The 24,498-nt window shown below is 49.6% G+C and carries 26 protein-coding genes; 16 read left to right on the forward strand and 10 right to left on the reverse strand.

Going from position 1 to position 24,498, the window contains the following annotated elements:
* Window positions 1-45: 45 nt before the first annotated feature.
* Window positions 46-738, reverse strand: coding sequence for an arsenical resistance protein ArsH (gene arsH, locus FDX24_RS06295; RefSeq protein ID WP_137364005.1), 693 nt, complete (start codon window positions 736-738; stop codon window positions 46-48).
* An 85-nt stretch (window positions 739-823) separates the two neighbouring features.
* On the opposite strand from arsH, the gene FDX24_RS06300 reads away from it, so the two are divergent.
* The 3 genes from FDX24_RS06300 to arsC are packed head-to-tail and all read left to right on the forward strand — an operon-like array spanning window position 824 to window position 2,916.
* On the forward strand, window positions 824-1,144 hold the full coding sequence (locus FDX24_RS06300; RefSeq protein ID WP_047041444.1) for a transcriptional regulator: 321 nt from the start codon (window positions 824-826) through the stop codon (window positions 1,142-1,144).
* A gap of 44 nt (window positions 1,145-1,188) precedes the next feature.
* A complete protein-coding gene (locus FDX24_RS06305) occupies window positions 1,189-2,478 on the forward strand; it encodes an arsenic transporter (RefSeq protein WP_048211255.1) in 1,290 nt (429 codons plus the stop codon).
* A 12-nt stretch (window positions 2,479-2,490) separates the two neighbouring features.
* Window positions 2,491-2,916, forward strand: coding sequence for a glutaredoxin-dependent arsenate reductase (arsC, locus tag FDX24_RS06310; RefSeq protein WP_048211254.1), 426 nt, complete (start codon window positions 2,491-2,493; stop codon window positions 2,914-2,916).
* Between the two features lie 93 nt (window positions 2,917-3,009).
* On the opposite strand, the gene FDX24_RS06315 is transcribed toward arsC, so the two are convergent.
* From FDX24_RS06315 to rluE, 6 genes are all read right to left on the reverse strand, one after another.
* Window positions 3,010-3,660 carry an SOS response-associated peptidase gene (locus FDX24_RS06315; protein WP_137364006.1) on the reverse strand — a complete coding sequence of 217 codons (651 nt, stop codon included), beginning with the start codon at window positions 3,658-3,660 and terminating at the stop codon, window positions 3,010-3,012.
* 437 nt (window positions 3,661-4,097) lie between these two features.
* Window positions 4,098-5,468, reverse strand: a complete 1,371-nt coding sequence (gene purB, locus FDX24_RS06320) for an adenylosuccinate lyase (RefSeq protein WP_137364007.1) — start codon at window positions 5,466-5,468, stop codon at window positions 4,098-4,100.
* Between the two features lie 3 nt (window positions 5,469-5,471).
* Entirely contained in the window at window positions 5,472-6,113 is a 642-nt protein-coding gene (gene hflD / locus FDX24_RS06325; protein ID WP_016153409.1) for a high frequency lysogenization protein HflD, read from the reverse strand.
* A 34-nt stretch (window positions 6,114-6,147) separates the two neighbouring features.
* Window positions 6,148-7,254: a tRNA 2-thiouridine(34) synthase MnmA gene (gene mnmA / locus FDX24_RS06330; RefSeq protein ID WP_048212599.1), complete on the reverse strand. Its 1,107-nt coding sequence runs from the start codon at window positions 7,252-7,254 to the stop codon at window positions 6,148-6,150.
* Window positions 7,255-7,307: 53 nt separating this feature from the next.
* Window positions 7,308-7,769, reverse strand: coding sequence for an NUDIX hydrolase (locus FDX24_RS06335; RefSeq protein ID WP_137364008.1), 462 nt, complete (start codon window positions 7,767-7,769; stop codon window positions 7,308-7,310).
* A 13-nt stretch (window positions 7,770-7,782) separates the two neighbouring features.
* A complete protein-coding gene (gene rluE / locus FDX24_RS06340; protein ID WP_137364009.1) occupies window positions 7,783-8,406 on the reverse strand; it encodes a 23S rRNA pseudouridine(2457) synthase RluE in 624 nt (207 codons plus the stop codon).
* Window positions 8,407-8,608: 202 nt separating this feature from the next.
* On the opposite strand from rluE, the gene icd reads away from it, so the two are divergent.
* The 3 genes from icd to FDX24_RS06355 all read left to right on the forward strand — a co-directional run bounded on the left by icd (window position 8,609) and on the right by FDX24_RS06355 (window position 12,918).
* On the forward strand, window positions 8,609-9,859 hold the full coding sequence (icd, locus tag FDX24_RS06345; protein ID WP_137364010.1) for an NADP-dependent isocitrate dehydrogenase: 1,251 nt from the start codon (window positions 8,609-8,611) through the stop codon (window positions 9,857-9,859).
* A 618-nt stretch (window positions 9,860-10,477) separates the two neighbouring features.
* Window positions 10,478-10,972, forward strand: coding sequence for a molybdopterin-dependent oxidoreductase (locus FDX24_RS06350; protein WP_048211945.1), 495 nt, complete (start codon window positions 10,478-10,480; stop codon window positions 10,970-10,972).
* Window positions 10,973-10,989: 17 nt separating this feature from the next.
* Window positions 10,990-12,918, forward strand: coding sequence for a bifunctional diguanylate cyclase/phosphodiesterase (locus FDX24_RS06355; protein ID WP_137364011.1), 1,929 nt, complete (start codon window positions 10,990-10,992; stop codon window positions 12,916-12,918).
* A gap of 37 nt (window positions 12,919-12,955) precedes the next feature.
* On the opposite strand, the gene FDX24_RS06360 is transcribed toward FDX24_RS06355, so the two are convergent.
* Both FDX24_RS06360 and FDX24_RS06365 read right to left on the reverse strand, forming a co-directional pair.
* Window positions 12,956-13,198 carry a helix-hairpin-helix domain-containing protein gene (locus tag FDX24_RS06360; protein ID WP_121584522.1) on the reverse strand — a complete coding sequence of 81 codons (243 nt, stop codon included), beginning with the start codon at window positions 13,196-13,198 and terminating at the stop codon, window positions 12,956-12,958.
* A gap of 102 nt (window positions 13,199-13,300) precedes the next feature.
* Entirely contained in the window at window positions 13,301-15,388 is a 2,088-nt protein-coding gene (locus FDX24_RS06365) for a TonB-dependent receptor (RefSeq protein WP_005120392.1), read from the reverse strand.
* A 432-nt stretch (window positions 15,389-15,820) separates the two neighbouring features.
* On the opposite strand from FDX24_RS06365, the gene FDX24_RS06370 reads away from it, so the two are divergent.
* The 6 genes from FDX24_RS06370 (at window position 15,821) to zinT (ending at window position 21,285) form a co-directional block, all read left to right on the forward strand.
* Entirely contained in the window at window positions 15,821-17,407 is a 1,587-nt protein-coding gene (locus FDX24_RS06370; RefSeq protein WP_048211941.1) for an ABC transporter substrate-binding protein, read from the forward strand.
* Complete coding sequence (locus FDX24_RS06375; protein WP_061068819.1) at window positions 17,407-18,381, forward strand: ABC transporter permease; 975 nt, start codon at window positions 17,407-17,409, stop codon at window positions 18,379-18,381. The genes FDX24_RS06370 and FDX24_RS06375 overlap by 1 nt, the downstream gene beginning before the upstream one ends.
* On the forward strand, window positions 18,371-19,183 hold the full coding sequence (locus tag FDX24_RS06380) for an ABC transporter permease (protein WP_061067746.1): 813 nt from the start codon (window positions 18,371-18,373) through the stop codon (window positions 19,181-19,183). Before FDX24_RS06375 ends, FDX24_RS06380 begins: the two co-directional genes overlap by 11 nt.
* The gene (locus FDX24_RS06385) at window positions 19,177-19,971 is read left to right on the forward strand and encodes an ATP-binding cassette domain-containing protein (protein ID WP_115643515.1); all 795 of its coding nucleotides are present in this window, start codon (window positions 19,177-19,179) and stop codon (window positions 19,969-19,971) included. The genes FDX24_RS06380 and FDX24_RS06385 overlap by 7 nt, the downstream gene beginning before the upstream one ends.
* Window positions 19,955-20,545, forward strand: coding sequence for an ATP-binding cassette domain-containing protein (locus FDX24_RS06390; protein WP_048211938.1), 591 nt, complete (start codon window positions 19,955-19,957; stop codon window positions 20,543-20,545). The genes FDX24_RS06385 and FDX24_RS06390 overlap by 17 nt, the downstream gene beginning before the upstream one ends.
* Before the next feature lie 95 nt (window positions 20,546-20,640).
* On the forward strand, window positions 20,641-21,285 hold the full coding sequence (zinT, locus tag FDX24_RS06395; protein WP_161958604.1) for a metal-binding protein ZinT: 645 nt from the start codon (window positions 20,641-20,643) through the stop codon (window positions 21,283-21,285).
* A 70-nt stretch (window positions 21,286-21,355) separates the two neighbouring features.
* On the opposite strand, the gene ycaC is transcribed toward zinT, so the two are convergent.
* Window positions 21,356-21,982, reverse strand: coding sequence for an isochorismate family cysteine hydrolase YcaC (ycaC, locus tag FDX24_RS06400; protein ID WP_005120379.1), 627 nt, complete (start codon window positions 21,980-21,982; stop codon window positions 21,356-21,358).
* Between the two features lie 247 nt (window positions 21,983-22,229).
* Here ycaC and leuE point away from each other — a divergent pair, with 247 nt between their 5' ends.
* The 4 genes from leuE to FDX24_RS06420 all read left to right on the forward strand — a co-directional run bounded on the left by leuE (window position 22,230) and on the right by FDX24_RS06420 (window position 24,452).
* Window positions 22,230-22,868, forward strand: coding sequence for a leucine efflux protein LeuE (gene leuE, locus FDX24_RS06405; RefSeq protein WP_048212597.1), 639 nt, complete (start codon window positions 22,230-22,232; stop codon window positions 22,866-22,868).
* Window positions 22,869-23,042: 174 nt separating this feature from the next.
* Complete coding sequence (gene yeaR, locus FDX24_RS06410) at window positions 23,043-23,405, forward strand: DUF1971 domain-containing protein YeaR (RefSeq protein WP_045441926.1); 363 nt, start codon at window positions 23,043-23,045, stop codon at window positions 23,403-23,405.
* Window positions 23,406-23,408: 3 nt separating this feature from the next.
* Window positions 23,409-23,591 carry a DUF1869 domain-containing protein gene (locus tag FDX24_RS06415; RefSeq protein WP_048211936.1) on the forward strand — a complete coding sequence of 61 codons (183 nt, stop codon included), beginning with the start codon at window positions 23,409-23,411 and terminating at the stop codon, window positions 23,589-23,591.
* A gap of 216 nt (window positions 23,592-23,807) precedes the next feature.
* Window positions 23,808-24,452 (forward strand): hypothetical protein, encoded by a 645-nt coding sequence (locus FDX24_RS06420; protein ID WP_061068820.1) that lies wholly within the window; start codon window positions 23,808-23,810, stop codon window positions 24,450-24,452.
* The last annotated feature ends 46 nt before the right edge of the window (window positions 24,453-24,498 follow it).

Genomic DNA, 24,498 nt, shown 5'->3' on the forward strand with positions numbered 1-24,498 from the left:
CAGGTGGCCAAATTTACTGTGCCACTACATATGCAAAGAACAACGTTATATTTTGTCCTGATTGACACGGGATGAAAGCTCCTGATGGTTCTCTTTTCGTTCGCTATAGCGATCCGCAAGATAGCCGGTTTGCCCCTTAAGCAGCAGAGTGATTTTAAACAGCTCTTCGGCTACATCGACAATGCGGTCATACCATGACGAAGGTTTCATTCGTCCGTTTTCGTCGAACTCTTGCCATGCCTTGGCTACGGAGGACTGGTTAGGGATCGTAAACATCCGCATCCACCGGCCCAGAATACGCATCTGGTTCACTGCATTGAAGGACTGTGAACCTCCGCAAACCTGCATTACCGCAAGTGTTTTGCCCTGCGAAGGACGAACTGCGCCTTCACTTAATGGTATCCAGTCAATCTGCGCCTTCATAACTGCGCTCATAGCCCCGTGCCGTTCCGGAGAACTCCACACCATCCCGTCACACCATCTGACCAGACCGCGCAGCTCGGCGACTTTAGGATGTGTATCTGGCGCATCATCCGGCAGGGGTAAACCTGAGGGATTAAATAGTTTTACCTCCGCGCCCATCGCTGCCAGCAGGCGACCAGCTTCTTCCGCAGCAAAGCGGCTGTAGGAGCGCTCTCTAACTGAGCCATATAGGATCAGAATCCGCGGCGGCTCGTGCAGGCGCTCGGCGATGTGTTGATCAAAGCATTCACTATTCAGTGCTGGAAATTGTTCCATTTTTCTACTCCGGAGAGATCAGATGATTTCAAATTTAATACATATGATTTACCATATGTATATTCTAAAGGGAACGGAGTGAAAAATGCTACAACCTGTTCAGCTTTTCAAAATCCTGTCGGATGAAACCCGGCTCGCCATCGTCATGATTCTCCGGGAGTCAGGAGAACTGTGCGTCTGTGATATCTGCGCAACCATTTCCGAATCACAGCCCAAAGTCTCGCGACATATGGCTATTCTTCGCGAGGCTGGGTTGGTTCTGGATCGTCGTGAAGGCAAATGGATCCATTATCGTCTGTCACCCCACATACCGGCATGGGCAGCGGAGACAATCACAACGTCCTGGCAGTGTATGCGAGAGGATGTGCGTGAATGGCTGGATAAATCAGCCTGCACCTCCTGTTGAGAAATGAAAACACATTTACATAATCATATATAACGGAGTCTGAGATGCTTTTGGCAGGGAGTATATTTTTACTGACGCTGATACTGGTGATCTGGCAACCCAGAGGCTTGAGCATTGGCTGGAGTGCGAGTATCGGGGCTGTGCTGGCGCTGGTAACCGGTGTCATCCATATCAATGATATTCCCGTTGTCTGGAATATCGTCTGGAACGCGACAGCGGCATTTATTGCGGTCATTATCATCAGTCTGCTACTCGATGAGGCCGGTTTCTTTGAGTGGACCGCACTGCACGTCTCCCGCTGGGGTAACGGGCGTGGTCGCCTGCTGTTTTCCTGGATAGTGTTGCTCGGTGCCGCTGTCGCTGCTTTGTTCGCCAATGACGGCGCCGCGCTGATTCTGACACCAATTGTGATTGCGATGCTGCTTGCAATGGGATTCAGCAAGGGCACAACACTGGCCTTTGTGATGGCCGCAGGATTTATAGCAGATACGGCCAGCCTGCCGCTCATTGTTTCTAACCTGGTGAATATCGTCTCGGCGGACTTTTTCGGTCTGGGCTTTACGCAGTATGCCTCCGTTATGATCCCCGTAGATGTGGCAGCGATTGCGGCCACGCTAGTCATGCTGCATCTCTTCTTCCGCAGGGACATTCCGGCGACGTATGACGTTTCGCTGCTGAAGACTCCTGCCAGTGTGATAAAAGATCCGGCAACGTTCAGGGTGGGCTGGATTGTCCTGTTATTGCTGCTTGTCGGTTTCTTTGTTTTGGAGCCTATGGGGATCCCGGTCAGTGCGATAGCGGCTACTGGCGCAGCAGTACTGTTTATAGTGGCGAAAAGAGGTAATGCCATCAACACCGGAAAAGTCCTGCGCGGTGCGCCATGGCAGATCGTTATTTTTTCGCTGGGCATGTACCTGGTTGTTTATGGCCTCCGCAATGCAGGGTTAACGGAGTATCTGTCTGGCGTGCTAAACCTGCTGGCAGAAAAGGGATTATGGGCAGCAACGTTTGGCACCGGCTTTCTGACCGCGTTCCTGTCGTCGGTGATGAACAATATGCCGACAGTGCTGATTGGCGCGCTGTCGATTGATGGGAGTACGGCGACTGGCGTCGTCAAAGAGGCAATGATTTATGCCAACGTGATCGGCTGCGATTTAGGCCCGAAAATCACCCCGATTGGCAGTCTGGCAACCCTGCTTTGGCTGCATGTGCTTGCCCAGAAAAATATAACGATTACCTGGGGATATTACTTCCGCACCGGCATTATCATGACTCTGCCCGTGCTGTTTATCACTCTGGCCGCGCTGGCGTTGCGGCTCTCCATCACTTTGTAATGAGATACAGATATGAGCAACATTACCATCTATCACAATCCAGCCTGTGGCACCTCACGTAACACGCTGGAGATGATCCGTAACAGCGGTAACGAACCAACCATTATTTATTATCTCGATACTCCCCCGACTCGTGATGAACTTAGCAAACTGATTTCAGATATGGGCATTTCAGTACGTACATTGCTGCGTAAGAACGTCGAACCTTATGAGCAGTTGGGTCTTGATGAAGACAAGTTTTCTGATGAGCAGTTGATTGATTTTATGCTTCAGCATCCGATCCTGATTAATCGGCCGATTGTAGTGACACCGATCGGCACACGTCTTTGTCGGCCCTCCGAAATGGTGCTGGATATTCTACCGGAAGGTCAGAAAGGAGTGTTTACCAAAGAGGATGGAGAGAAGGTCATTGACGAAACGGGTAACCGAGTTAAGTAATCTGCCCACTTCAAAATATCGGACGCCTGTTAACGCTATGCGGGCGTCCGCTTTTCGCTCAAAGCTGACGCTCTAGCACTATCGCTTCGTGCATCAACATATAGTTTCTATTAACTCCGGTCCTTGATTCCCAACGGCACGCGTAACGGCGTGCCATATAAAATTATCAGCCGGCACGGAACCGTCGGCCGCAATTTCCGCAGCTTCTTTCCCTCCAACATCCTGCCTCATCCATTCACGAGCTGCATCTGGCGATAGTACCAGCGGTCGCCTGTCGTGAATATCTACCAGCCCTTTGTCGGCCGCAGCTGTCACTATAAGGAAACCTTCTGCTTCATCTCCACGTTCGAAAGGTGTGCTACCGATCGCTGCCATAAATATTGGCTGACCGTCTGCTCGGTGAATAAAGTATGGTTGTTTCTTGTCGACTTCCATTTTCCACTCAAACCATCCATCTGCAAAGCAAATTGCGCAGAGTGGTTTAAACATTCTGCTGGTGGCCGCAGTTTCAGACCGTGCATTAATGAGAGGCGGTTTATCCCACCAACCGGGGGCGTACTCCCAGATGACTGGATCAAGATGCAACTGTTCATCACGTTCGCTAAGAAGCAGAACTTTTGTTCCTGGCGCTACGTTGAATCTTCCGATGGGTTCTGGATCGTATGGAATGTCGCATTCTGATTCATCAGCGAGAAAGGCGAGGTAGTCTTCACGTGTCATTGACTGTGAAAAGCGTCCACACATAGAAACCTCCCGTTAACTGTCAGACTGAAAGTATAGGGTATTGGTTAGTACGAGAGGATTTGAACCTCCACACCACTAATATTCCATTACCTCTTGCTACCTTTTCGAGGCTGCTAAATGGCCGATAGACCACTACCCATCGTTACTTTTTTGGGGGCAAATTTGGGGGCAAAAATCAGTTAGGGGCATAATTTGGGGCGATGAAATGACTCATATTGCCCGTGATTGTCTAAATTCATTTTTTATTAACTGATTGATTTTATGGTAATTAACTGTATTTACTGAATTTTCAAAATCAATTTTATAGTCTAACGCTGATTATGTGGCAGTGGGGATAAACATTTAATAAACCGGGGGAAGGGATGTTAATGCGGCGATAAAAAGCCGGAATCGCTTACGCTTATCCGGCTTCTGTTCAGCATCTGGCGGAGTGCAGATTACTTCAGTTCATCAACCATGGTGATGGCGCGACCAATGTAATTGGCCGGCGTCATGGCTTTCAGGCGGGTTTTCTCGTCTTCCGGCAGCGCCAGACCATCGATAAACTGCTTCATGCCTTCAGCGTCAACGCGTTTGCCGCGAGTCAGTTCTTTCAGCTTCTCGTACGGTTTTTCAATGCCATAGCGACGCATCACGGTCTGGATCGGCTCTGCCAGAACTTCCCAGTTATGATCCAGTTCATCCAGCAGATGATCGCGGTTCACTTCCAGTTTGCTCACTCCCTTCAGCGTGGACTGATAGGCGATCAGCGCATAGCCAATGCCCACGCCCAGGTTACGCAGAACGGTTGAATCGGTCAGGTCGCGCTGCCAGCGGGAAACCGGCAGTTTGCTCGCCAGGTGTTGCAGAACCGCGTTAGACAGGCCCAGGTTACCCTCAGAGTTTTCGAAATCGATAGGGTTCACTTTGTGCGGCATGGTGGAAGAACCAATTTCACCGGCGACAGTTTTCTGCTTGAAGTGACCCAACGCAATGTAACCCCAGACGTCGCGATCGAAATCGATCAGAATGGTATTAAAACGGGCGATGCAATCAAACAGCTCAGCAATGTAGTCGTGCGGCTCAATCTGCGTGGTGTAGGGGTTCCACTGGATGCCCAGCGAGGTGACGAACTCTTTGCTAAACTGATGCCAGTCAACTTCCGGGTAAGCGGCGATGTGGGCGTTATAGTTACCCACAGCACCGTTGATTTTACCGAGGATTTCAACCTGGTTGAGCTGGCGATACTGACGTTCCATGCGGTACGCCACGTTTGCCATCTCTTTGCCCATCGTTGACGGGGTGGCAGGTTGACCGTGAGTACGGGATAGCAGGGGAATATCGCGATATTCAACAGAAAGCGCGGTGATGCCATCAATCAGTTGGCGCCAGTACGGCAGGACTACTTCGTCGCGCGCCGTTTTCAGCATCAGCGCGTGAGACAGGTTGTTGATGTCTTCTGAGGTGCATGCGAAGTGGATAAACTCGGAAACAGCGTGCAGTTCCGGGATATCCGCCACTTTTTCTTTCAGGAAATACTCAACTGCCTTCACGTCATGGTTGGTCGTACGCTCGATGGTTTTGATACGCGCAGCATCTTCTTCATTGAAGTTAGCGACGATCGCATCAAGGTAACCGATTGCGTCGGCAGCAAAAGCAGGAACTTCCTTGATCGCTGCGTGCGCGGCCAGTTTTTGCAGCCAGCGTACTTCAACCTGTACACGGAATTTCAGCAAACCGTATTCGCTGAAAATCCCGCGCAGCGCGCTGACTTTATCGCCGTAGCGTCCATCTACAGGGGAAACGGCGGTCAGTGAGGATAATTCCATAGATCACAACTCCGGGGTTAAATGAGCAAGAATTTGTTTTGCCTGAGTCGTCAGGCGATTACGAGAAAACATGAGTTGCAGACGGCCGCCACCTACCTGATGCCAGAGCACGGCAGCGCGAATGCCAGCCAGCAATGAAGCGCGTACTTTGGCCTGAACCTGTGGGCTCTGCAGGATAGCCGGGGAGCCAGTGACCTGAATACGCGGGCCGAGTGGGCTGATGACGTCAACATAAATGCCGGCCATCGCACTCATCAGTGTTTCTGACTGCAAATCAAAATGGTCCAGTTGGCGCTGCAAGCCGTTGATACGGTCTCCCAGCGTGTCCATGGCGCCTTTGGCGGCTGAAAGCTTACGCTCCAGTACCATCAGGCTTAATGTATAGCGGGTAAGTTCCGCGTTCAGCCCCTGACGGCTGCTGGCGTTGAGCACGCCGAGCATCGTTTCCAGACCGAGACGCAGGTTGGCCTCGCTGCCGCCAAACACGCCCAGCGTAGAGCTGGGATTCATGTCAATGACGCTGTTCAGTGAAACGTGTAATGCATCGGCATCACAATGCCCCTGGTGCGCCAGTTCTTGCACCAGGCGTGCCGACTGACAAATGCCTGCCAGGGCGAGGGTGATGTCATAATAATTCTTTGCCACGTTCACTGCTTCCTTGTATCAAATGTGTAAATAATTATACCGGCAGAGGCAATCGTTGTTCGATAATGCCGCCGCCGAGGCACACTTCGCCATTGTAAAAGACCGCCGACTGACCCGGCGTTACCGCCGCGACGGGTTCATCGAAAATGACTTCAATACGCTCGGCATCCAGTGCCTTAACGGTGCACGGAATGTCGGTCTGACGATAGCGGGTTTTCACCGTGCAGCGCATGGTGCCGGTGAACGGTTGACGGTCGACCCAGTGTAATTGCTGTGCAATCAGGCCAACGGACATCAGGCGCGGGTGTTCATGACCCTGAGCGACAACCAGAATGTTGTTCTCAACGTCTTTATCCACCACATACCATGGATCTTCGGTACCTTCTTTTGTTCCGCCAATACCCAGACCTTTACGCTGACCCAGGGTGTGATACATCAGCCCCTGATGCTGGCCAATTTCTTCACCGTCAACGGTAATGATCTTGCCGGGTTGTGCCGGCAGGTAACGACCGAGGAACTCACGGAACTTACGTTCACCGATGAAGCAGATGCCGGTGGAGTCTTTTTTCTTCGCAGTAACCAGACCCAGATCTTCGGCAATTTTACGTACCTGCGGTTTTTCCAGTTCGCCAACCGGGAACAGGCTTTGCGCAATTTGCTCATGGCCGAGGGTATAGAGGAAATAGCTTTGGTCTTTATTGCCATCAAGCCCACGCAGCAGTCGACTTTTACCGTCGACATCCGCGCGACGCACGTAGTGACCGGTGGCGATGTAATCGGCACCTAAATCTTCAGCGGCAAATTCGAGGAAGGCTTTAAATTTAATTTCTTTGTTGCACAGAATATCCGGGTTCGGCGTACGGCCCGCTTTGTACTCTTCAAGGAACAGTTCAAAGACGTTGTCCCAATATTCTGCGGCAAAGTTGACGGTATGCAGCTCAATGCCGAGTTTGTCACAGACAGCCTGAGCATCCGCAAGGTCGGCGGCTGCTGTGCAATATTCCTCGCCATCGTCCTCTTCCCAGTTCTTCATGAACAGGCCTTCTACCTGATAACCCTGTTGTTGCAACAGCCAGGCAGAAACGGAGGAATCGACACCGCCGGACATGCCGACGATCACTTTTTTTGGGCTTTCAGACATAGGAATACTCACGACATTGAACTTCAAGGCGGCATATTCTAGCACGCAGCCCCTTACTTGACACCCTCTGTAAACGGCCAGTTAAATTCACCGATCATCGCCAGCGGGTAGCGTTGTCCGCTCTGGTAGCAGCGAATGCTCTCCGCAACCAGCGGTGAGCGCAGGTTTGGCGCGCAGAGAACCTCTTTTGCGCTGACCCAGTGACAGCAATCTATATCGCTGTCATGAGGTTCGGTAGCGCACATATTGGCAAGCTCGATAGAAAACAGAAAACGTAAAAAGGGCGTTTTATCCGGCGCAATCCATTGATGCATTCGAATGAAATGCTGTGGCTGTGCGTGGATACCTGTCTCTTCCCAGAGCTCGCGCGCGGCGGCCTGCACTAACGTCTCATCCGCTTCCAGATGTCCTGCTGGTTGATTCCACAAGGCTTTGCCATTGATTGTTTCCTCAACGACCAAAAACTTATCTTCTGCATGCACAATGCAGGCGACCGTGACGTGCGGTTTGAACATACCTGTTCCTTATTCAGTTAGTTACATCCCGCCATTGACCATTGGCGAGATTATCCAGTGTGTAATCCCCCATGGCGTAGCGAATGAGACGCAGCGTCGGGAATCCAACGTGGGCTGTCATGCGGCGAACCTGGCGGTTGCGGCCTTCATATAAGGTCACTTTCAGCCAGGTGGTGGGGATATTTTTCCGCTCCCGAATGGGCGGGTTTCTCGGCCACAGCCATGCAGGCTCTTCTACCACTTCAACGCCTGCGGGCAGCGTGGGGCCATCGTTAAGCGTTACGCCTGTGCGTAGCGCATCCAGCGCTTCTGCAGTTGGCTCGCCTTCAACCTGCACGTAATAAATTTTCCCGGTGCGCTTTCCGGGTTGTGTTAAACGGGCCTGCAGTGCACCGTCATTGGTCAGCACCAAAAGCCCTTCACTGTCCCGGTCGAGTCGGCCCGCAGCATAGATTCCCGGCACGGGAATAAAATCTTTTAACGTGCTTCTGCCTGCCTCGTCCGTAAATTGCGGCAAAACATCGTAGGGTTTATTGAACAAAACCACGCGTTTTGGCTGGTTTTCTTTACGCTGCCTGGTGACTTGTCGTGAGCTGAATCGCTCAACCCGGTGATTTCTAAAAGAAGTTTTTTGCATGGTATTTTCAGATTATATCAATTGCCGCATTATAGCCTAAGAACGAGTGTCTTTCATGGCGGCAAACATTAGGGTAGTATTGACATGCTCATTACAAAACATTAACAAAAAATTGCTCTAACGCATTCGTGCAGCAGGACGCAAACGCACATGCAGCGCGATGACAGACGAGCAGAACCAGAAGCGCTCGAAGGAGAGGTGAATGGAAAGCAAAGTAGTTGTTCCGGCGGAAGGTAAGAAGATCACCCTGCAAAACGGCAAACTCAACGTTCCTGAAAATCCGATTATCCCGTTCATTGAAGGCGACGGTATCGGCGTTGATGTAACCCCACCGATGATCAAAGTTGTCGATGCTGCTGTCGAGAAAGCCTATAAAGGCGAGCGTAAAATCTCCTGGATGGAAATCTACACCGGTGAGAAATCCACTCAGGTTTATGGCCAGGACGTCTGGCTGCCTGCTGAAACCCTTGATCTTATCCGTGAATATCGTGTTGCCATCAAAGGCCCACTGACCACTCCAGTTGGCGGCGGTATTCGCTCTCTGAACGTTGCCCTGCGTCAGGAACTTGACCTGTATGTCTGCCTGCGTCCGGTGCGTTATTACCAGGGTACACCTAGCCCGGTTAAACACCCAGAACTGACCGACATGGTCATCTTCCGTGAAAACTCAGAAGATATCTATGCGGGGATTGAGTGGAAAGCTGACTCCGCTGATGCTGAGAAAGTGATTAAATTCCTGCGCGAAGAGATGGGCGTGAAGAAAATCCGCTTCCCGGAACATTGCGGTATCGGTATCAAGCCGTGTTCCGAAGAAGGAACCAAGCGTCTGGTTCGTGCAGCGATTGAGTACGCCATCGCTAACGATCGTGATTCTGTTACCCTGGTTCATAAAGGTAACATTATGAAATTCACCGAAGGCGCGTTCAAAGACTGGGGTTACCAGTTGGCGCGTGAAGAGTTCGGTGGTGAACTGATTGATGGCGGTCCGTGGGTTAAAATCAAGAACCCGAAAACCGGTAAAGAGATCGTGGTTAAGGACGTTATCGCCGATGCGTTCCTGCAACAGATCCTGCTGCGTCCCGCTGAGTACGATGTTATCGCGTGTATGAACCTGAACGGTGACTACATCTCCGATGCGCTGGCAGCACAGGTTGGTGGTATTGGTATCGCACCGGGTGCCAACATTGGTGACGAATGTGCGCTGTTTGAAGCAACCCACGGTACTGCACCGAAGTACGCAGGCCTGGATAAAGTGAACCCAGGTTCCATCATCCTGTCTGCAGAAATGATGCTGCGCCACATGGGTTGGGTCGAAGCGGCTGACCTGATTGTTAAAGGTATGGAAGGCGCGATTAACGCGAAAACCGTCACTTACGATTTCGAACGTCTGATGGACGGCGCTAAGCTGCTGAAATGTTCAGAGTTTGGTGACGCGATCATCGAAAACATGTAATCCAGATTCTGGGTTGTGTGAGAACGGGAACCGGGTGGTTCCCGTTTTTTTTAAATGGAATTCGGTGGCGATTAAAACCGCTTTAAACCTGCCGGGGCTCTACGCCAGATTTGTATTTTTTACCCTCATGGTATTTGTGATTAGTGTTGGCGAACACAAATTGATATTTACGTCTGGTCTGTAAGCTCAATGACGCGGTTCTTGCCAGGATATCTCGACCCGACAAGCAATCATATTTTTTATAGATGAGCTGCAAAACCAGGTTCTGGTGATTCATTGCACAGCACTCATTCGATGAGAGGCGTGAAACCCTCTGCCGGAAAAACAATATCCTGCTGTTGCCTGAAAAAATAGACCTTTATATTTATGTGTGTTTATTTTTACCACTTAAACAGGCAGCTTATTTTTTGTACGGTGGTAGCGAAATTTACTGTGTCGCAAATAACAGCAATGGCCTTTTTTAAGCAATGTCAAAAAATAAATTTAGATTAACTCTTTGATTTTAATGGGCTAAAAGATGGGGAGGCTTACAGTATCAATAATCGCTGGGCAGCATGTGTAAATAGCATAATAACTAAATTATAATTCTCTTACATTCGATAGATTGGTGAGGTTAGAATGCGGTTAATTGTCATGTTGTTAAGCTTTGTCGTCACTACCCAGGTCTGGGCCGGTGAACTTTCCAAACCTGTCGGTAAAGTCCTTTTAACAGTGTCCGGTAATATAGAAAATACCAATGAAGACGGGAAAGCCATTTTTGATATCGCCAGTCTCGAGAATCTGGGCACGGTAAGTTTCCAGACCTCCTCACCCTGGTATAATGGACGCACTACCTTTACGGGTATCTCACTGCAAAAGCTCATGGATTATGTCGGGGCAAAAGGTTCTGTTGTTAAAGTCACTGCGCTCAATGACTACACCACCGTTATCCCACTCAGTGATTTCAAAAAATATAATGTTATTCTTGCTCTAAAAATCAACGGAGAATATATGCGCATCCGTGATAAAGGCCCACTATTCATCGTGTATCCCTATGACAGCATTCCTGAACTGAATAATCAGATTTTTTATTCAAGGTCAGCATGGCAGGTCAGCTCAATGAAAATTGAGTAGGGGTTCAGAGGACCATCATGAACAGAATACTGGCTGGCATTATATTCTTCCTTTTTATATCTACCGGATATATATCTTTTCTTGTGCACGAAAGACAACAAGAACTACAGAAACTGACTCACTACACCGACTCATGGTCTGCTGTTCAAATGGTATCAGAATATTACCGATTTGAATCGTGGCTTGGTCTCTACATTAGTGATGATACGATGACGCTCGATGCTGTGCGCCTGCGTCTCGATATTATGCTCAGCCAGAGCGATTTAATAAAGGAAGGTGATTTAGGGCATTATATAGAGAGCAATCAAGCGCATTATGAACTGGCTATACAGCTTGAAAAAATGCTTAATTATCTGGATGTTCATCTTGAGAAAATGAATCGTTCAGAACTCAAGGCATACCTGAAAGAAATGCATGCGCTTGATGCACCGCTAGCCCGTCTTTCATCCGGTGCGTTAGATAAAGATGTTAGCTCGATTAATAATACAAATATTAACATTCAAACCCTGTATTATATTTATTCAGCTACTTCAGTATTGCTTATAATATTGAGTGCGATACTGGGGGTTCTGATTTTTTTTCAGAACAGAAACATTTTGAGAGCACATCTCCAGGTTAAGTGCCTTGCTGAGGAACTTCAGGAATCTAAAGAAAAACTGCAGATCCAGAATGCAAAACTGGAGTATGACGTCTATCACGACTCTCTCACCGAGATGAATAATCGCCAGTTGTTTTGGGGGGATTTAAATAAAACCATCGAGATGGCAGAAAAAAACAATGACTCTGTGACGGTGATGTTGTTCGATTTAGATCGATTCAAAGAGGTAAATGATACGTATGGCCATGATGCCGGTGATATGTTATTACGTCAGATATCCCATCGTTTGATTTCTATGAGCCAGGGTTCCGACACGCTATATCGTCTAGGCGGCGATGAGTTTGCTTTTCTTTCGAGCGGTCTGACAGAGAGTCATGCTGTTTCCCGAGCCCAAAAAATATGTGATTTTATCAACCAACCCTACACTATTTATAACGCAATTATAAATATAACCACTTGTGTTGGTATTGTTATCTCTGAAACTGAACGCCGTTCCGACTATCTTTATAAATTTGCCGATCTGGCGCTTTATGAAGCGAAAAATGAAGGCTCGGGTAAAATAAAAGTCTTCCGACAGCGGATGTTAGAAAAGCTGCAAGAAAGCAGAACTCTTGAGCATGATATGGCAATGGCCATAGTGAATAAAGAATTCGTGGTTTATTATCAGCCTATTGTCGATTCTTTCAGCCAGGAAATTTACAGCTATGAAGCCCTTATTCGTTGGATACATCCTCTAAAAGGGCTTCTGTCGCCGGATAGTTTTATTCCTGTTGCAGAAAAAACAGGAATGATTAACGAGATGGGAAAATCTGTGCTTGAAATTGCATGCAGGGAAGCAGCGTCCTGGACCGTACCGGTTAAAATTTCAGTCAATGTTTCACCTGTCCAGCTAAGCAGCAAGGCCTTTGCCGGAATCGTGCTGTCCATTCTGAAAGAAACCGGACTTCCGGCAGACCGTCTCGAGCTGGAAGTGACGGAATCCTCTCTCTTTACGGAGAGCAATACGCCGATGAATACGCTTAACAAGCTCAGAGCTCTGGGGGTAAAAATCTCCATCGATGATTTTGGTACCGGATACTCTTCTCTTTCGCGACTGAGTCGGCTTGCCTTCGATAAAATCAAAATAGACAAGTCCTTTGTGCATTCGATATCTACGCAGGAAGACGCCCTTAATATCATCAGGCTTATTACTGGTATGGCGAAATCGCTGAATATGAAAGCTGTTGCAGAAGGTGTCGAAACAGAGGAACAGCTGGCGAGCCTTCAGGCTTTGGGCTGCGATTTCGCGCAAGGGTATCTGTTTGGTAAACCGCAGCCGGGTATCAATGGGAAAATCAGAAACGGTTAAATAACGCCCGTTCCTCGTGCCCTGGCGATATGCTAAATCAGCGTAACGACAACGTACTTGCCAGCGCTAAGACGTTGGCAATTGCCGTTTTCGCTTGCGGACTGTTTTTCCAGCATGTCGAGCCGACCATTGACGCCGCTTGCTGGGTAATATCGTCGACAGTAGAGTTTTTAAGATCGGCAAGCGAGTGGAAACCAAGTTGCTCAAGCCGCTCGATGACTTTGGGGCCAACGCCTTTTAATGACAGAAGTGCCTGACGCTCAGTGGTTGAAAAGGGCATTGTCTCTCCTTACGTATGCGCAATACTGACAATCCGCTTACGAATACATGCTGATAGCGGCCAGGCTATCAGTTATAGCCTGGCCAACAGAGGTAAGCAAAACTAGAACTGGTAGTTTAAGGATACCCAGTAGTTACGGCCCGGGTTGACGTATCCGGTCGTGGATTGTGCAGTCTGATAGTAGTCGCCTGCATAAGTACTATTGCGGCCAACCTGATACAGCGTGACGTCACTAAAGTCTTTATCCAGCACGTTGTTCACCGCCGTATTCAGCGTCAGTTCTTTGGTCAGTTTATAAGACATCCCCATGTCCAGAACGGTCCAGGCTTTTAAATTTGCACCTTTGTCGTCATACACCGCCTTTTGGACGGCGCTGAGGTTGTCGTAATTCTCCGTATAGCGTGGAGCCTTACCGCGGTAGCGAGCGCTCAGCCAGGCGTTCATATCTTCCGTTGCCTGCCAGTTCAGACGGGCGTTCGCCATGTGTTTCGGGGTATAACTCAGTGGCGCGCCTTTATTCTCGCCATCTTTTTGCTTGCTCTGGGTATAGGTGTAGTTGAGAGATAAACTCAGCGAGTCCGACCATAGCGGGAATGTACTGGCAAACTCGATACCATCGGTTCTTGCTTTACCGCTGTTGGTGTAGCTGTTGGTATTATCATCGATAGAATACGAAACGATTTTATTTTTGTATTCAGTATAGAAACCCGTGACGTTGGCGTTCAGCCCAGCGTCATTCTCATAGTAAAGCCCGGTTTCGTAACTGGTACTTTCTTCAGGTTTAAGGTTCGGGTTCCCGACGGTATTGACCGTCCCCTGTGCCGTTACGCCACTGATGCCATTATGAAGTTGGCTGAGTGATGGCGCTTTATAACCCGTTGTGACGCCGCCTTTGAGGGTCCACTCATCGGATACGTCCCAGACCATATAGGCACGTGGGCTGAGGTGCCCACCAAAGACGTCATTATGTTCATAGCGAGTCCCCACGGTTAAGGCCAGAGAATCGAGGATATGCCATTCATCTTCAGCATAGGCCGACCATGTTTTCTGGTGGAATGTCTCGCCGGTATTGGCCAGCACGACACCATCCTTCATGCGGGCATCCCAGTATTCTCCCCCGAGAGTCAACAGGTGCGAGTCACCTAACGGCGTCAGCAGCATGGAATCCAAAATAACGTTGGTGTTCTTCAGTTCACGTGCGTCGCCGGCCCGGCTCGCGTTCTCTGGTGTCAGTGCCGAGGAGACCAACTGGCGGCCTTTGTTCTCGGTTTCATTCCAGCCTACAGAGGATTTCCAGGTACCAAATGTTAATGCGGTATCGTGGCCGAGCGTCACTTTGTTACGCTCATAACGCAGCGTCTTATCATATCCGCCGGTCAGATTGCCAAGCTGTCCATCATCGTTATCGTAGCGTTGTCTGGCGGAATCGAGATCCAGCCACAACGTATTGCTGTCACTGGTTTTCCAGTCCAGGCGAGTGCCGATATTGTAATTCTCAGATTCCGTAGGATACGGCACGCGGGTGGAAGAGGTATCGCTCAGCGAAGTGACACTGGAGCCTTGACGCTGCGTGGTGCTGCCGCGAACTTGCATATCCAGTACACCGGCGATCAATGGGCCGCTTGACCAGAAGTTGGCGACAGTGCTGTTACCCCATTTATTACTTTCTTGCAGGTTAACGCCGGTATTAATGGACGTGCTCCATTTATCGGTGCTCTTTTTGGTGATGATATTGACGACGCCGCCAATGGCATCGGAACCGTATAACGTCGACATCGGACCGCGGATCACTTCAATATGGTCGATTGCCGCCAGTGGAGGCATAAAGCTGGTGTTCATGGCTGAAAAGCCGTTCGGTGTCACGTCGCTGCTTCCATTTTGACGGATACCGTCAATCAAGAGCAGGGTATAGCTGGCGGGCATACCACGGATGCTAATTTCCAGACCGCCGGTTTTACCCGTGCTACTTTCGACATCTACACCTTCCACAGAACGCAGAGCTTCACCTAAATCGTTATATTTATTGGTTTGTAACTCTTGCTGTGAAATAACGGAAACGCTGGCAGCCGCATTGGTGATCTTTTTTTCGTAACCAGAAGCGGTTACTACCATCACGTCTTCAGCGAAGACAAAGGGGCTGGTAAACCCTATACAGGACAGAACGACAGAGGCAACAGGTTTTAAACGCATAGTCAAACTTCCTTTGTTAAAAATTCAAAGGCAGTAAGATAATTGATGAAAATGATAATACAAATAATTATCATTATATATTTACATAACTTGTCACTTACTGTGTCTTTCTTTAATAAAGATACATAAATTGTCATGAATTTGAGGTAGGTAAAAACCGAAGCTGGTGAATAGTTTTTCCTGCAACTATTGCTTCTTATTTAATATAAAGGCGAGTAAATACGGTGATTTTGCTTAGCCACTTCAGCGAAGTGAGAGGTGAAAGTACTGGGTATTAGAAAGTCGTATGATGTTTTTTAAAAATCGTCATACTTTTCTGCGCTGCATCATTTTTTTCGACATTACTGTCCGCCATAATCCCTTTCCCAGGAGACCGTCTAACGTAAATTGTTCGTTAAACGCGATAAAAATAACGTAAATCTGGATAAGAGAATGATTAAAGGCAAGCTGGCACTGCTGACGTGCGCACTGACTCTCGCATTAACCTCACCACTCCTCGCTGCGCAAAATGCAGACGAAGGCCAGACGTTAAAACTGGCCATTGGGCCCGAGCCGACGGAGGGATTTGACCCAATGTTGGGCTGGAGTCATGGCAGCTATCTGTTGTTGCATGCACCTGTGTTAAAGCAAAATGCGGATATGAGCTGGGGAAACCTGCTGACGGAAAAAGTGGTGACCAGTGCCGACGGCAAAACCTGGACGCTGACGCTTAAGCCCGATCTCAAATTCTCTGATGGTTCGCCGCTAACGGCTGAAGATGTGGTCTTCACCTATAACAAAGCCGCAAAAAGTGGTGGGAAAATTGACATGGGGAATTTCACCCATGCCCGCGTGATAGACAACCGCACGGCAGAAATTACGCTTAGCCATCCGCAGAGCACTTTTGTGAACGTGCTCGGTTCGTTAGGCATTGTTCCGGCAAAACAGTATGACGAAAAAACATTTGCCAAAAATCCGATTGGCGCAGGTCCTTACCGCCTGGTGAGCTTTCAACCTGGGCAGCAACTGATCGTGGAAGCAAACCCGTGGTATGCCGGTAAGAAGAATGATTTCAACCGGCTTGTGTTTGTATTCCTCGATGAGGATAACGCATACGCCGCAGCGCGTAGTGGCCAACTGGGACTGGTACGTATTGCGCCGTCGATGGCGGTGGCGCCCGCACAGCAGAATTTAAAACTGTGGGTTCGCGACAGTGTAGAAAACCGCGGTATTGTTTTCCCAATGGTTCCGGCTGGGAAGAAAGATGCTAATGGTTATCCGGTTGGGAACGATATTACAGCCGATATTGCTATCAGGCGTGCGATCAATTACGCCATTGACCGTAAGCAGCTTGCCGGGCAGGTTATGGAGGGGCATGCGATCCCCGCGTATAGCGCGGTTCAGGGGTTGCCATGGCAGGGGACTTCGGTGGCATTCAAAGATGGCGACGCTGAAAAAGCCCGGACGATTCTGGATCAGGCCGGCTGGAAAGTGGGCAAAGACGGCGTACGGGTGAAAGACGGTAAAGAGGCGCGTCTGACGTTGTGGTACGCCAGCGGCGACAGTACGCGCCGGGATTTAGCCGAGGCCGTACGTGCGATGCTGGAGCCAGTGGGTATTCAGATTTCGCTGCAGTCGGGTAGCTGGGAAACCGTTGAACGTCATATGCATGCTAATCCTACGTTGTTCGGCTGGGGGAGCCTGGATCCGATGGAGCTTTTCCATCACTACAGCGGGCAGGCGGCGGGTGTGGAGTATTACAACCCGGGCTACTACAGCAATCCGGTGGTCGAGCAACATCTCAAGCAGGCCATTGATGCACCAGACTGGCAAAAAGCGTTGCCTTTCTGGCAACAGGTTGAGTGGGATGGTAAACAAGGCGCAGGCGTACAAGGGGATGCCGCATGGGCATGGCTGCTGAATATTCAGCACACCTATCTGGCGAATCCGTGCATCGATCTGGGCAAAGGTGCACCGGAAATTCACGGTAGCTGGTCACTGCTCAATAATCTGGACGAATGGACCTGGACCTGCCGTTGATGAAGTCTGTTTTAGGCCATGTATTACGGCTGATAGTGTTGTTAGTGCTGGTCGCGGCTGGCACTTTCATCTTGCTCAGCTTTTCGCCGGTCGATCCAATCCGGGCCTATATTGGCAACGATTTGCTGCATGTTCCGCCGGAGCAATATGCACGTATTGCTGCTCGTTGGGGCCTGGATCAACCCCTGTGGGAGCGTTTTTTCCACTGGTTCTTACGCGTGCTACAGGGCGACCTTGGTTACTCGATGTTGTTTAATGCCCCTGTTGCCAGCGTGATTAAGGAGCGGTTTGCGACCTCGTTTGCGCTGCTGAGCGGTGCGTGGCTGGTTTCCGGTTTATTGGGAACGACAATGGGGTTTGTTGCCGGCCGCTACCTGAACCGTTGGCCGGATAAAGCCATCTGCCGACTTAGCTATCTGCTTTCTTCCTTACCGACCTTTTGGATTGGCATGCTGCTGTTGGCAGTATTTGCGGTACGCTGGCCGCTGTTCCCGGTCTGTTGTGCGTGGGAACCGGGAAATAACAGCGATATGGCAACGCTGACTGAACGTCTACGCCATTTGGTTCTCCCTGTTTGCGCACTTAGCCTGCTGGGGCTGGGGCAAATTACGTTGCACACGCGGGAAAGTATCGCCAGCGTGATGAAAAGCGAATTTGTTCGTTTTGCGCGTTCGCAGGGTGACAAGGGGTGGTCGCTGTTGCGTCACCAGGTTCTGCGACACGCCATCACGCCAGCGCTATGTCTACAGTTTGCCTCGTTGGGCGAACTGTTGGGCGGTGCGTTGCTGGCTGAGAAAGTTTTTGCCTATCCGGGGCTGGGGCAGGCTACCATCGATGCCGGATTACGCGGTGACCTGCCGTTACTGATGGGGATTGTCTTGTTCAGTACCGTGCTGGTGTTTATTGGTAACTCTCTCTCTGCCTGGTTTGTCCATGTTCTGAATCGCGCGCTGGAGCGACCTGATGCTCTATAACCCGACGCCGACGCTTGTTCGTCTTCTGCTATCCGTGAGCGGCCTGTTATTTATTGCAGTATATGGCGCAGCTATGCTGGATAATCCGTTGAACGTGAATCTTCTTGTGCGTCATCTTCCGCCTGATGCGCTGTACTGGTTTGGTACCGACAATCTGGGGCGCGACCTGTGGGTTCGTTGCTTTCAGGGGGCGCTAACCAGCCTGCAAATCGGTATTGGCGCGGCGCTGTGCAGCGGATTCATTGCGTTGCTGATGGCGGCGATTTCCCGTCTGCACCCACGCCTGGATGTCGTCATGCGTCTGATCACCGATGCGATGTTGTCCATGCCGCACCTTCTGCTGCTGATTTTGATCTGTTTTACCTTGGGCGGCGGGAAAAGCGGGGTGATTATGGCGGTTGCGCTCACACACTGGCCGCGGCTGGCATTGATTTTACGTGCTGAAGCGGAACGCGTTGCCCACAGTGATTACCTGACACTCACCTGGCGACTGGGGCATGGCCACTTTTACTGCTGGCGGCATCACTATTTACCTGCGCTATTGCCCCAGTGGTTAACGGGAACGTTGCTGATGTTCCCTCATGCGGTATTGCACAGTGCAGCGTTAAGTTTCCTTGGCTTCGGGCTGGCACCCCACGAACCTTCGCTGGGACTGTTGCTGGCAGATGCGCTGCGGTTTATCAGTCATGGCGACTGGTGGCTGGTGCTGTTTCCAGGGCTGATGCTATTTCTCCTTGTGATGCTATTTGATCAACTTGCCCGGGCGGTACATCGTTTATGGTTGAGAGGTGATGCATGTTGAGTTTGCGGCAGATTTCGCTGGAAGTGGCGCGTTATCGCTGGTACGGCGCAAAAAAATGGTCCTCGTTGCTGCAGGATGTCTCTTTTGATGTTGCGCCGGGCCAGATGGTGGCGTTAGTGGGGGGCAGTGGTGAGGGTAAGAGCCTGCTGCTGCAATGCTTACTCGATCTGTTGCCGGAAAATTTGCGCTTTCATGGCAATATCACCCTTAATGGGAAAATGCTGGATAACAATGACATCAGGGCATGCCGTGGCAGTACGTTTAGTTATGTTCCGCAAGGTGTGCAGGCGCTGAATCCGCTGCTGTCTATTGAAAAGCATTTACGAAGAGCCAGCCAGCTTTCTGGTCAGGCGTGGAATGCAGGGCAAATTGAACACTTGCTCGAACGTCATCATCTGGAAACCACCGTGTTAGAGGCTTTCCCGCGTCAGCTTTCGGGAGGAATGGCCAAACGCATTCTGGCGTGTCATGCCGCACTCAGCCAGGCTCGTTATATTCTTGCTGATGAGATTACCGCCTGGCTTGATGCGCCTCTGGCAAATCAACTGCTGGAACAGCTACGCGGCCTGTGTGAGCGGGGCGCGGGCGTTTTATGGGTGACACATGATCTCACTCTGGCTGCACGTCACGCAGATCGCATTGTCGCGCTGCATCAAGGAACGGTGTCGGATAATGTCAGCCGGGAACAGCTTTTACGCGGTGAAATTAGTGAACATCTAAAACGGCAATGGCGAGCACTGCCCGAAAGAAATCAACTTTTTGGAGAGCGGTATGCTGTGCTGTCGTGATGTGTTCATTCGTCAGGGAGGTAAAATACTGTGGCAAAATCTCTCGTTCTCGTTGTCACCAGGGGAGCGCATTGGGATTTGCGCACCCAGTGGAACCGGAAAAACAACGCTGGGACGTGTGCTTGCGGGGTGGCAAAAGCCGACGTCCGGCGACGTTCTGGTTGATGACCAACCGTTGCCGCGCCATCAATATTGCCCGGTGCAGCTTGTACCGCAGCATCCGGAATTAACCTTTAACCCCAGACGGAGTACCGGTGATGCGGTTCATGATGCATGGCGGCCAGATGCAGAAACGCTTGCCCGACTGCATATTAAGCCGGAGTGGCTAACGCGTCGTCCCGGACAACTTTCGGGCGGTGAGCTGGCGCGAATTGCCATACTGCGGGCGCTCGACCCGCGTACGCGTTTTCTGATTGCCGATGAAATTACCGCCCAGCTCGATCCTTCCATTCAAAGGGATATCTGGGCGCTGCTGCTTGAAGAATGTCAGCGTCGGCCATTGGCTATGCTGATTATCAGCCATCAGCAGGCATTGCTTGATCAGCTTTGTTCCAGCAAGCTCATTGTAGCGTGAAATGAGACAAGGGCTTGCAGCTGGTCTATTGATTTAATTGATACGTTATATTATAACATTTCACTCGCAAATGATTTGAGGGTGAAATTTTGGCTATGCATTTGGAAAAATTGGCAGTCGTTCTGGGGATGCTTTTTGTTAGTAGCCAGGTACTGGCGCATGGTCACCATTCCCATGGTGCACCAATGACCGAAATAGAACAAAAGGCGGCAGAAGGCGTTTTTGATGACAAAAATGTGCAGAACCGTACGCTCGCCGACTGGGATGGCATGTGGCAGTCTGTCTATCCATATCTGGTGAGTGGCGAACTGGATCCGGTATTCAAAAAGAAAGCGGAGAAAGACAAGAGCAAAACGGCAGAGCAGGTTAAAGCCTATTACCGCAAGGGCTACGCGACCGATGTTGACACTATTGGTATTGAAAACGGCGTAATGGAGTTTCATACCGGTAAAAAGGTGGCATCGTGTAAGTATGATTATGCCGGATATAAAATTTTGAACTATACGTCAGGCAAGAAAGGTGTGCGTTATCTGTTCGAGTGTAAAGACGCTGGCAGCGACGCGCCGAAATACGTGCAATTCAGCGATCACATTATTGCGCCACGTAAATCGAGCCACTTCCATATCTTTATGGGTAATACCTCGCAGGCTGCCTTGCTTGAAGAGATGGATAACTGGCCAACCTATTACCCTTATCAGCTCAAGGGAGAAGAGGTGGTGGATGAAATGCTGCACCATTAATCCCGACTGAAACTGTTCACAAAAACCCGCCGATGTTGGCGGGTTTTTGTGTATTACACTGACAGGAACATTATTTCCCGGATGTCAGCGTGTTGTAGCTGGTCATCAGGTTGCGATAGTCAGGAATATGGTTGGAGAACAACGTTCCCAGCCCTTCAATATCGTTGCGCCAGTCACGGTGTAATTCGCAGGCCAGACCGAACCACGTCATTAATTGTACGCCGGCAGATGACATACGATTCCACGCGGAATCACGGGTCAGCGGATTAAACGTACCGGATGCATCAGTGACCACAAACACGTCGAAACCGGCTTCAATGGCAGAAAGCGCAGGGAATGCGACGCAGACTTCGGTCACCACCCCGGCAATAATTAGCTGCTTTTTGCCTGTCGCTTTGATCGCGTTAACAAAATCTTCGTTATCCCAGGCATTAATCTGGCCAGGACGTGCGATGTAAGGGGCATCCGGGAACAGTTCTTTCAGCTCAGGAACCAATGGACCGTTAGGACCCGTTTCAAAGCTGGTAGTCAGAATCGTCGGGAGTTTGAAATATTTCGCCAGATCGCCTAATGCCAGAACGTTGTTTTTAAACTTGTCTGGATCGATGTCACGGACCAGCGAAAGTAAACCCGTTTGGTGATCGACCAGTAGTACGGCAGCCTGATCTTTATCAAGACGTTTATAAGCAATAGTCATTTTTCTTTCTCCATGTGATGAGAGGGGGCCTTGCGGGCTGAATCTACTGATAAACATTAGTGGCTAAACGGGGCATTGGGTAGGCGCAAAAGTGGGTTTCATCGTTGCAAATCTGGAACGAATAATGATGTTGCAATCGGACTGAAACAGAATGCTATATTCTAAAGCTTCTCTTTCCATCCCCTGGCGCATTCGTTAGCATATTGTCTCGCAGCAAGTGCATGTGTTTTTTCAGGAAGAGGTTAACGTGTTCGCAGAGTATGGAGTTCTGAATTACTGGACGTATCTGGTGGGTGCTATTTTTATCGTGCTGGTACCGGGGCCAAATACGATATTTGTGCTGAAGAACAGCGTCGGTCGTGGAGTGAAGGGTGGTTATTTGGCAGCAAGCGGTGTGTTTATCGGTGATGCCGTATTGATGTTTCTGGCCTATGCTGGCGTAGCTGCGCTAATCAAAACAACACCCGTATTGTTCAATATTGTTCGTTATCTCGGCGCGTTTTATCTGCTGTATCTCGGTGCGAAGATCCTGTATGCCACACTGAAATCGAAAGCCAGCGACGCTGCGCCAGAAGAAGTTCCGTTTGGTGCGATTTTCAAACGTGCATTAATTTTGAGTCTGACGAATCCTAAAGCCATTCTGTTTTATGTATCGTTCTTCGTACAGTTTATTGATGTCAACGCGACTCACTCAGGGTTGTCGTTCTTTATTTTGGCGATGACGCTTGAAATAGTGAGCTTTTTCTATCTGAGCTTCCTTATTTTCTCCGGTGCGTTTGTGACACAGTATATTCGTACGAAGAAAAAACTGGCTAAAGTTGGGAATTCCCTCATTGGCTTGATCTTTGTCGGTTTTGCCGCACGTCTGGCGACGCTTCAGTCGTAACGCTATTGGCCCGCTGTTGACGGCGGGCTTTCAGTATTAAGCTGTTCCCTTCATTGAAAAATGGGATTGTTATAACCAATAAATGGTATTTTAAATATATATTTTGAAGCGTACCCTGTTCACAGCAGCGATTCAATAAGACTCGCTGGTTGTCGACTGGAAAAGGGAAGAAAAATGCTTCAAATTCCACAGAATCATATTCATACACGCTCAACGCCGTTCTGGAATAAAGAAACTGCACCTGCCGGAATTTTCGAACGCCACCTTGATAAGGGTACCCGTGCCGGGGTTTATCCTCGACTTTCTGTGATGCAGGGGGCGGTCAAATATCTCGGATTTGCAGATGAACACAGCCCGGAGCCAGAAGAGGTGATGATTATCGAAGCCGGTCAGTTCGGCGTTTTTCCACCGGAGAAATGGCATAACATCGAAGTAATGACCGACGATACCTACTTTAATATCGACTTTTTCGTGGCGCCCGAAGTGTTGATGGAGAGCGCAAATCAACGAAAAGTTGTGCGTACCGGCAAGGAGTAAATCATGGGTAAAGCAACCTACACCGTTACAGTCACCAATAACAGCAATGGCGTGTCTGTCGATTATGAAACTGAAACGCCGATGTCGCTGTTGATTCCGGATGTCGCCGCTGAAGTGGTTAAAGATCTGGTCAATACGGTTCGTTCATACGATACCGAGAATGAGCACGAAGTCTGCGGCTGGTAGATGTTAGCCTCTGCCTCTGATTGAATATTTTCGTTTTTGATTTATAAACCGCACTGCGTTTTGATGGCGCAGTGCGGTTTTTTTATCCGTGTTAAACCTGGAAATATCCGGGAAAAGATTTCTTAAGAATACCTTAAGAAATCCGCATTGATTGCTAATGTTGGATCATTCACAGGGGTTATGATCGTGAAACAGTCACAATACAGAACCTCGCTTATGAAACTGAATACCCGACTAACATTACCCATTTTCATTCTTGGGCTGGTCATCGTAGCGATCCCGTTCACTGCGAACTGGAATCTACCTTTGCTCAACGGTACTGTCGTCAGATGGATTGAGAATGGCCAGGCATTATGGCTGCTGTTTGGTGCGCTTTTTACTCTCAGCTACATCCGGCCTTTATCACGTCCGGAAGGCGAGAAACAATTTTGGCTTTGGGCGGCTGTGTGGTGGTTGGTGTTGCTGGGTCGCAGTACCAGTTGGGGCCGTGATTATTTTCCGGAGCACCCTAAACTTCTGTTCAGAGCTATCTCAGTGGTATTGATTGCAATGATTATTTTGCCTGTCCTGATATCAAAACACTTACGCCAGGATATTGCCCGTCGCTTACGCAATGAACCGCTGCCGCTATGGCTGTTAGCGATCACCACCTGTGCATTTTTGATCTCCGATACGGTAGAGCATCATCGTCTGCTGGCCCCTATCTTTTTGCACAATGCGCAGTACGGCGATCTCATTGAAGAGCTGTATGAACTCCCGTTTATGGCGGGATTGTTTCTGATGAACCTCGGTTTTATGCAGCGGGATAAGCAGGTGGAATCAGCTGCCATTCGCTTTAGTGAACCACAGCTGGCGAAATAACGAGAAAAAGCCTGAGTCTGGGAAGTCAGACTCAGGCGGCCTGGGC

The sequence above is a fragment of the Citrobacter sp. wls716 genome, from assembly GCF_005280975.1.
Classification (GTDB): Bacteria; Pseudomonadota; Gammaproteobacteria; order Enterobacterales; family Enterobacteriaceae; genus Citrobacter; species Citrobacter youngae.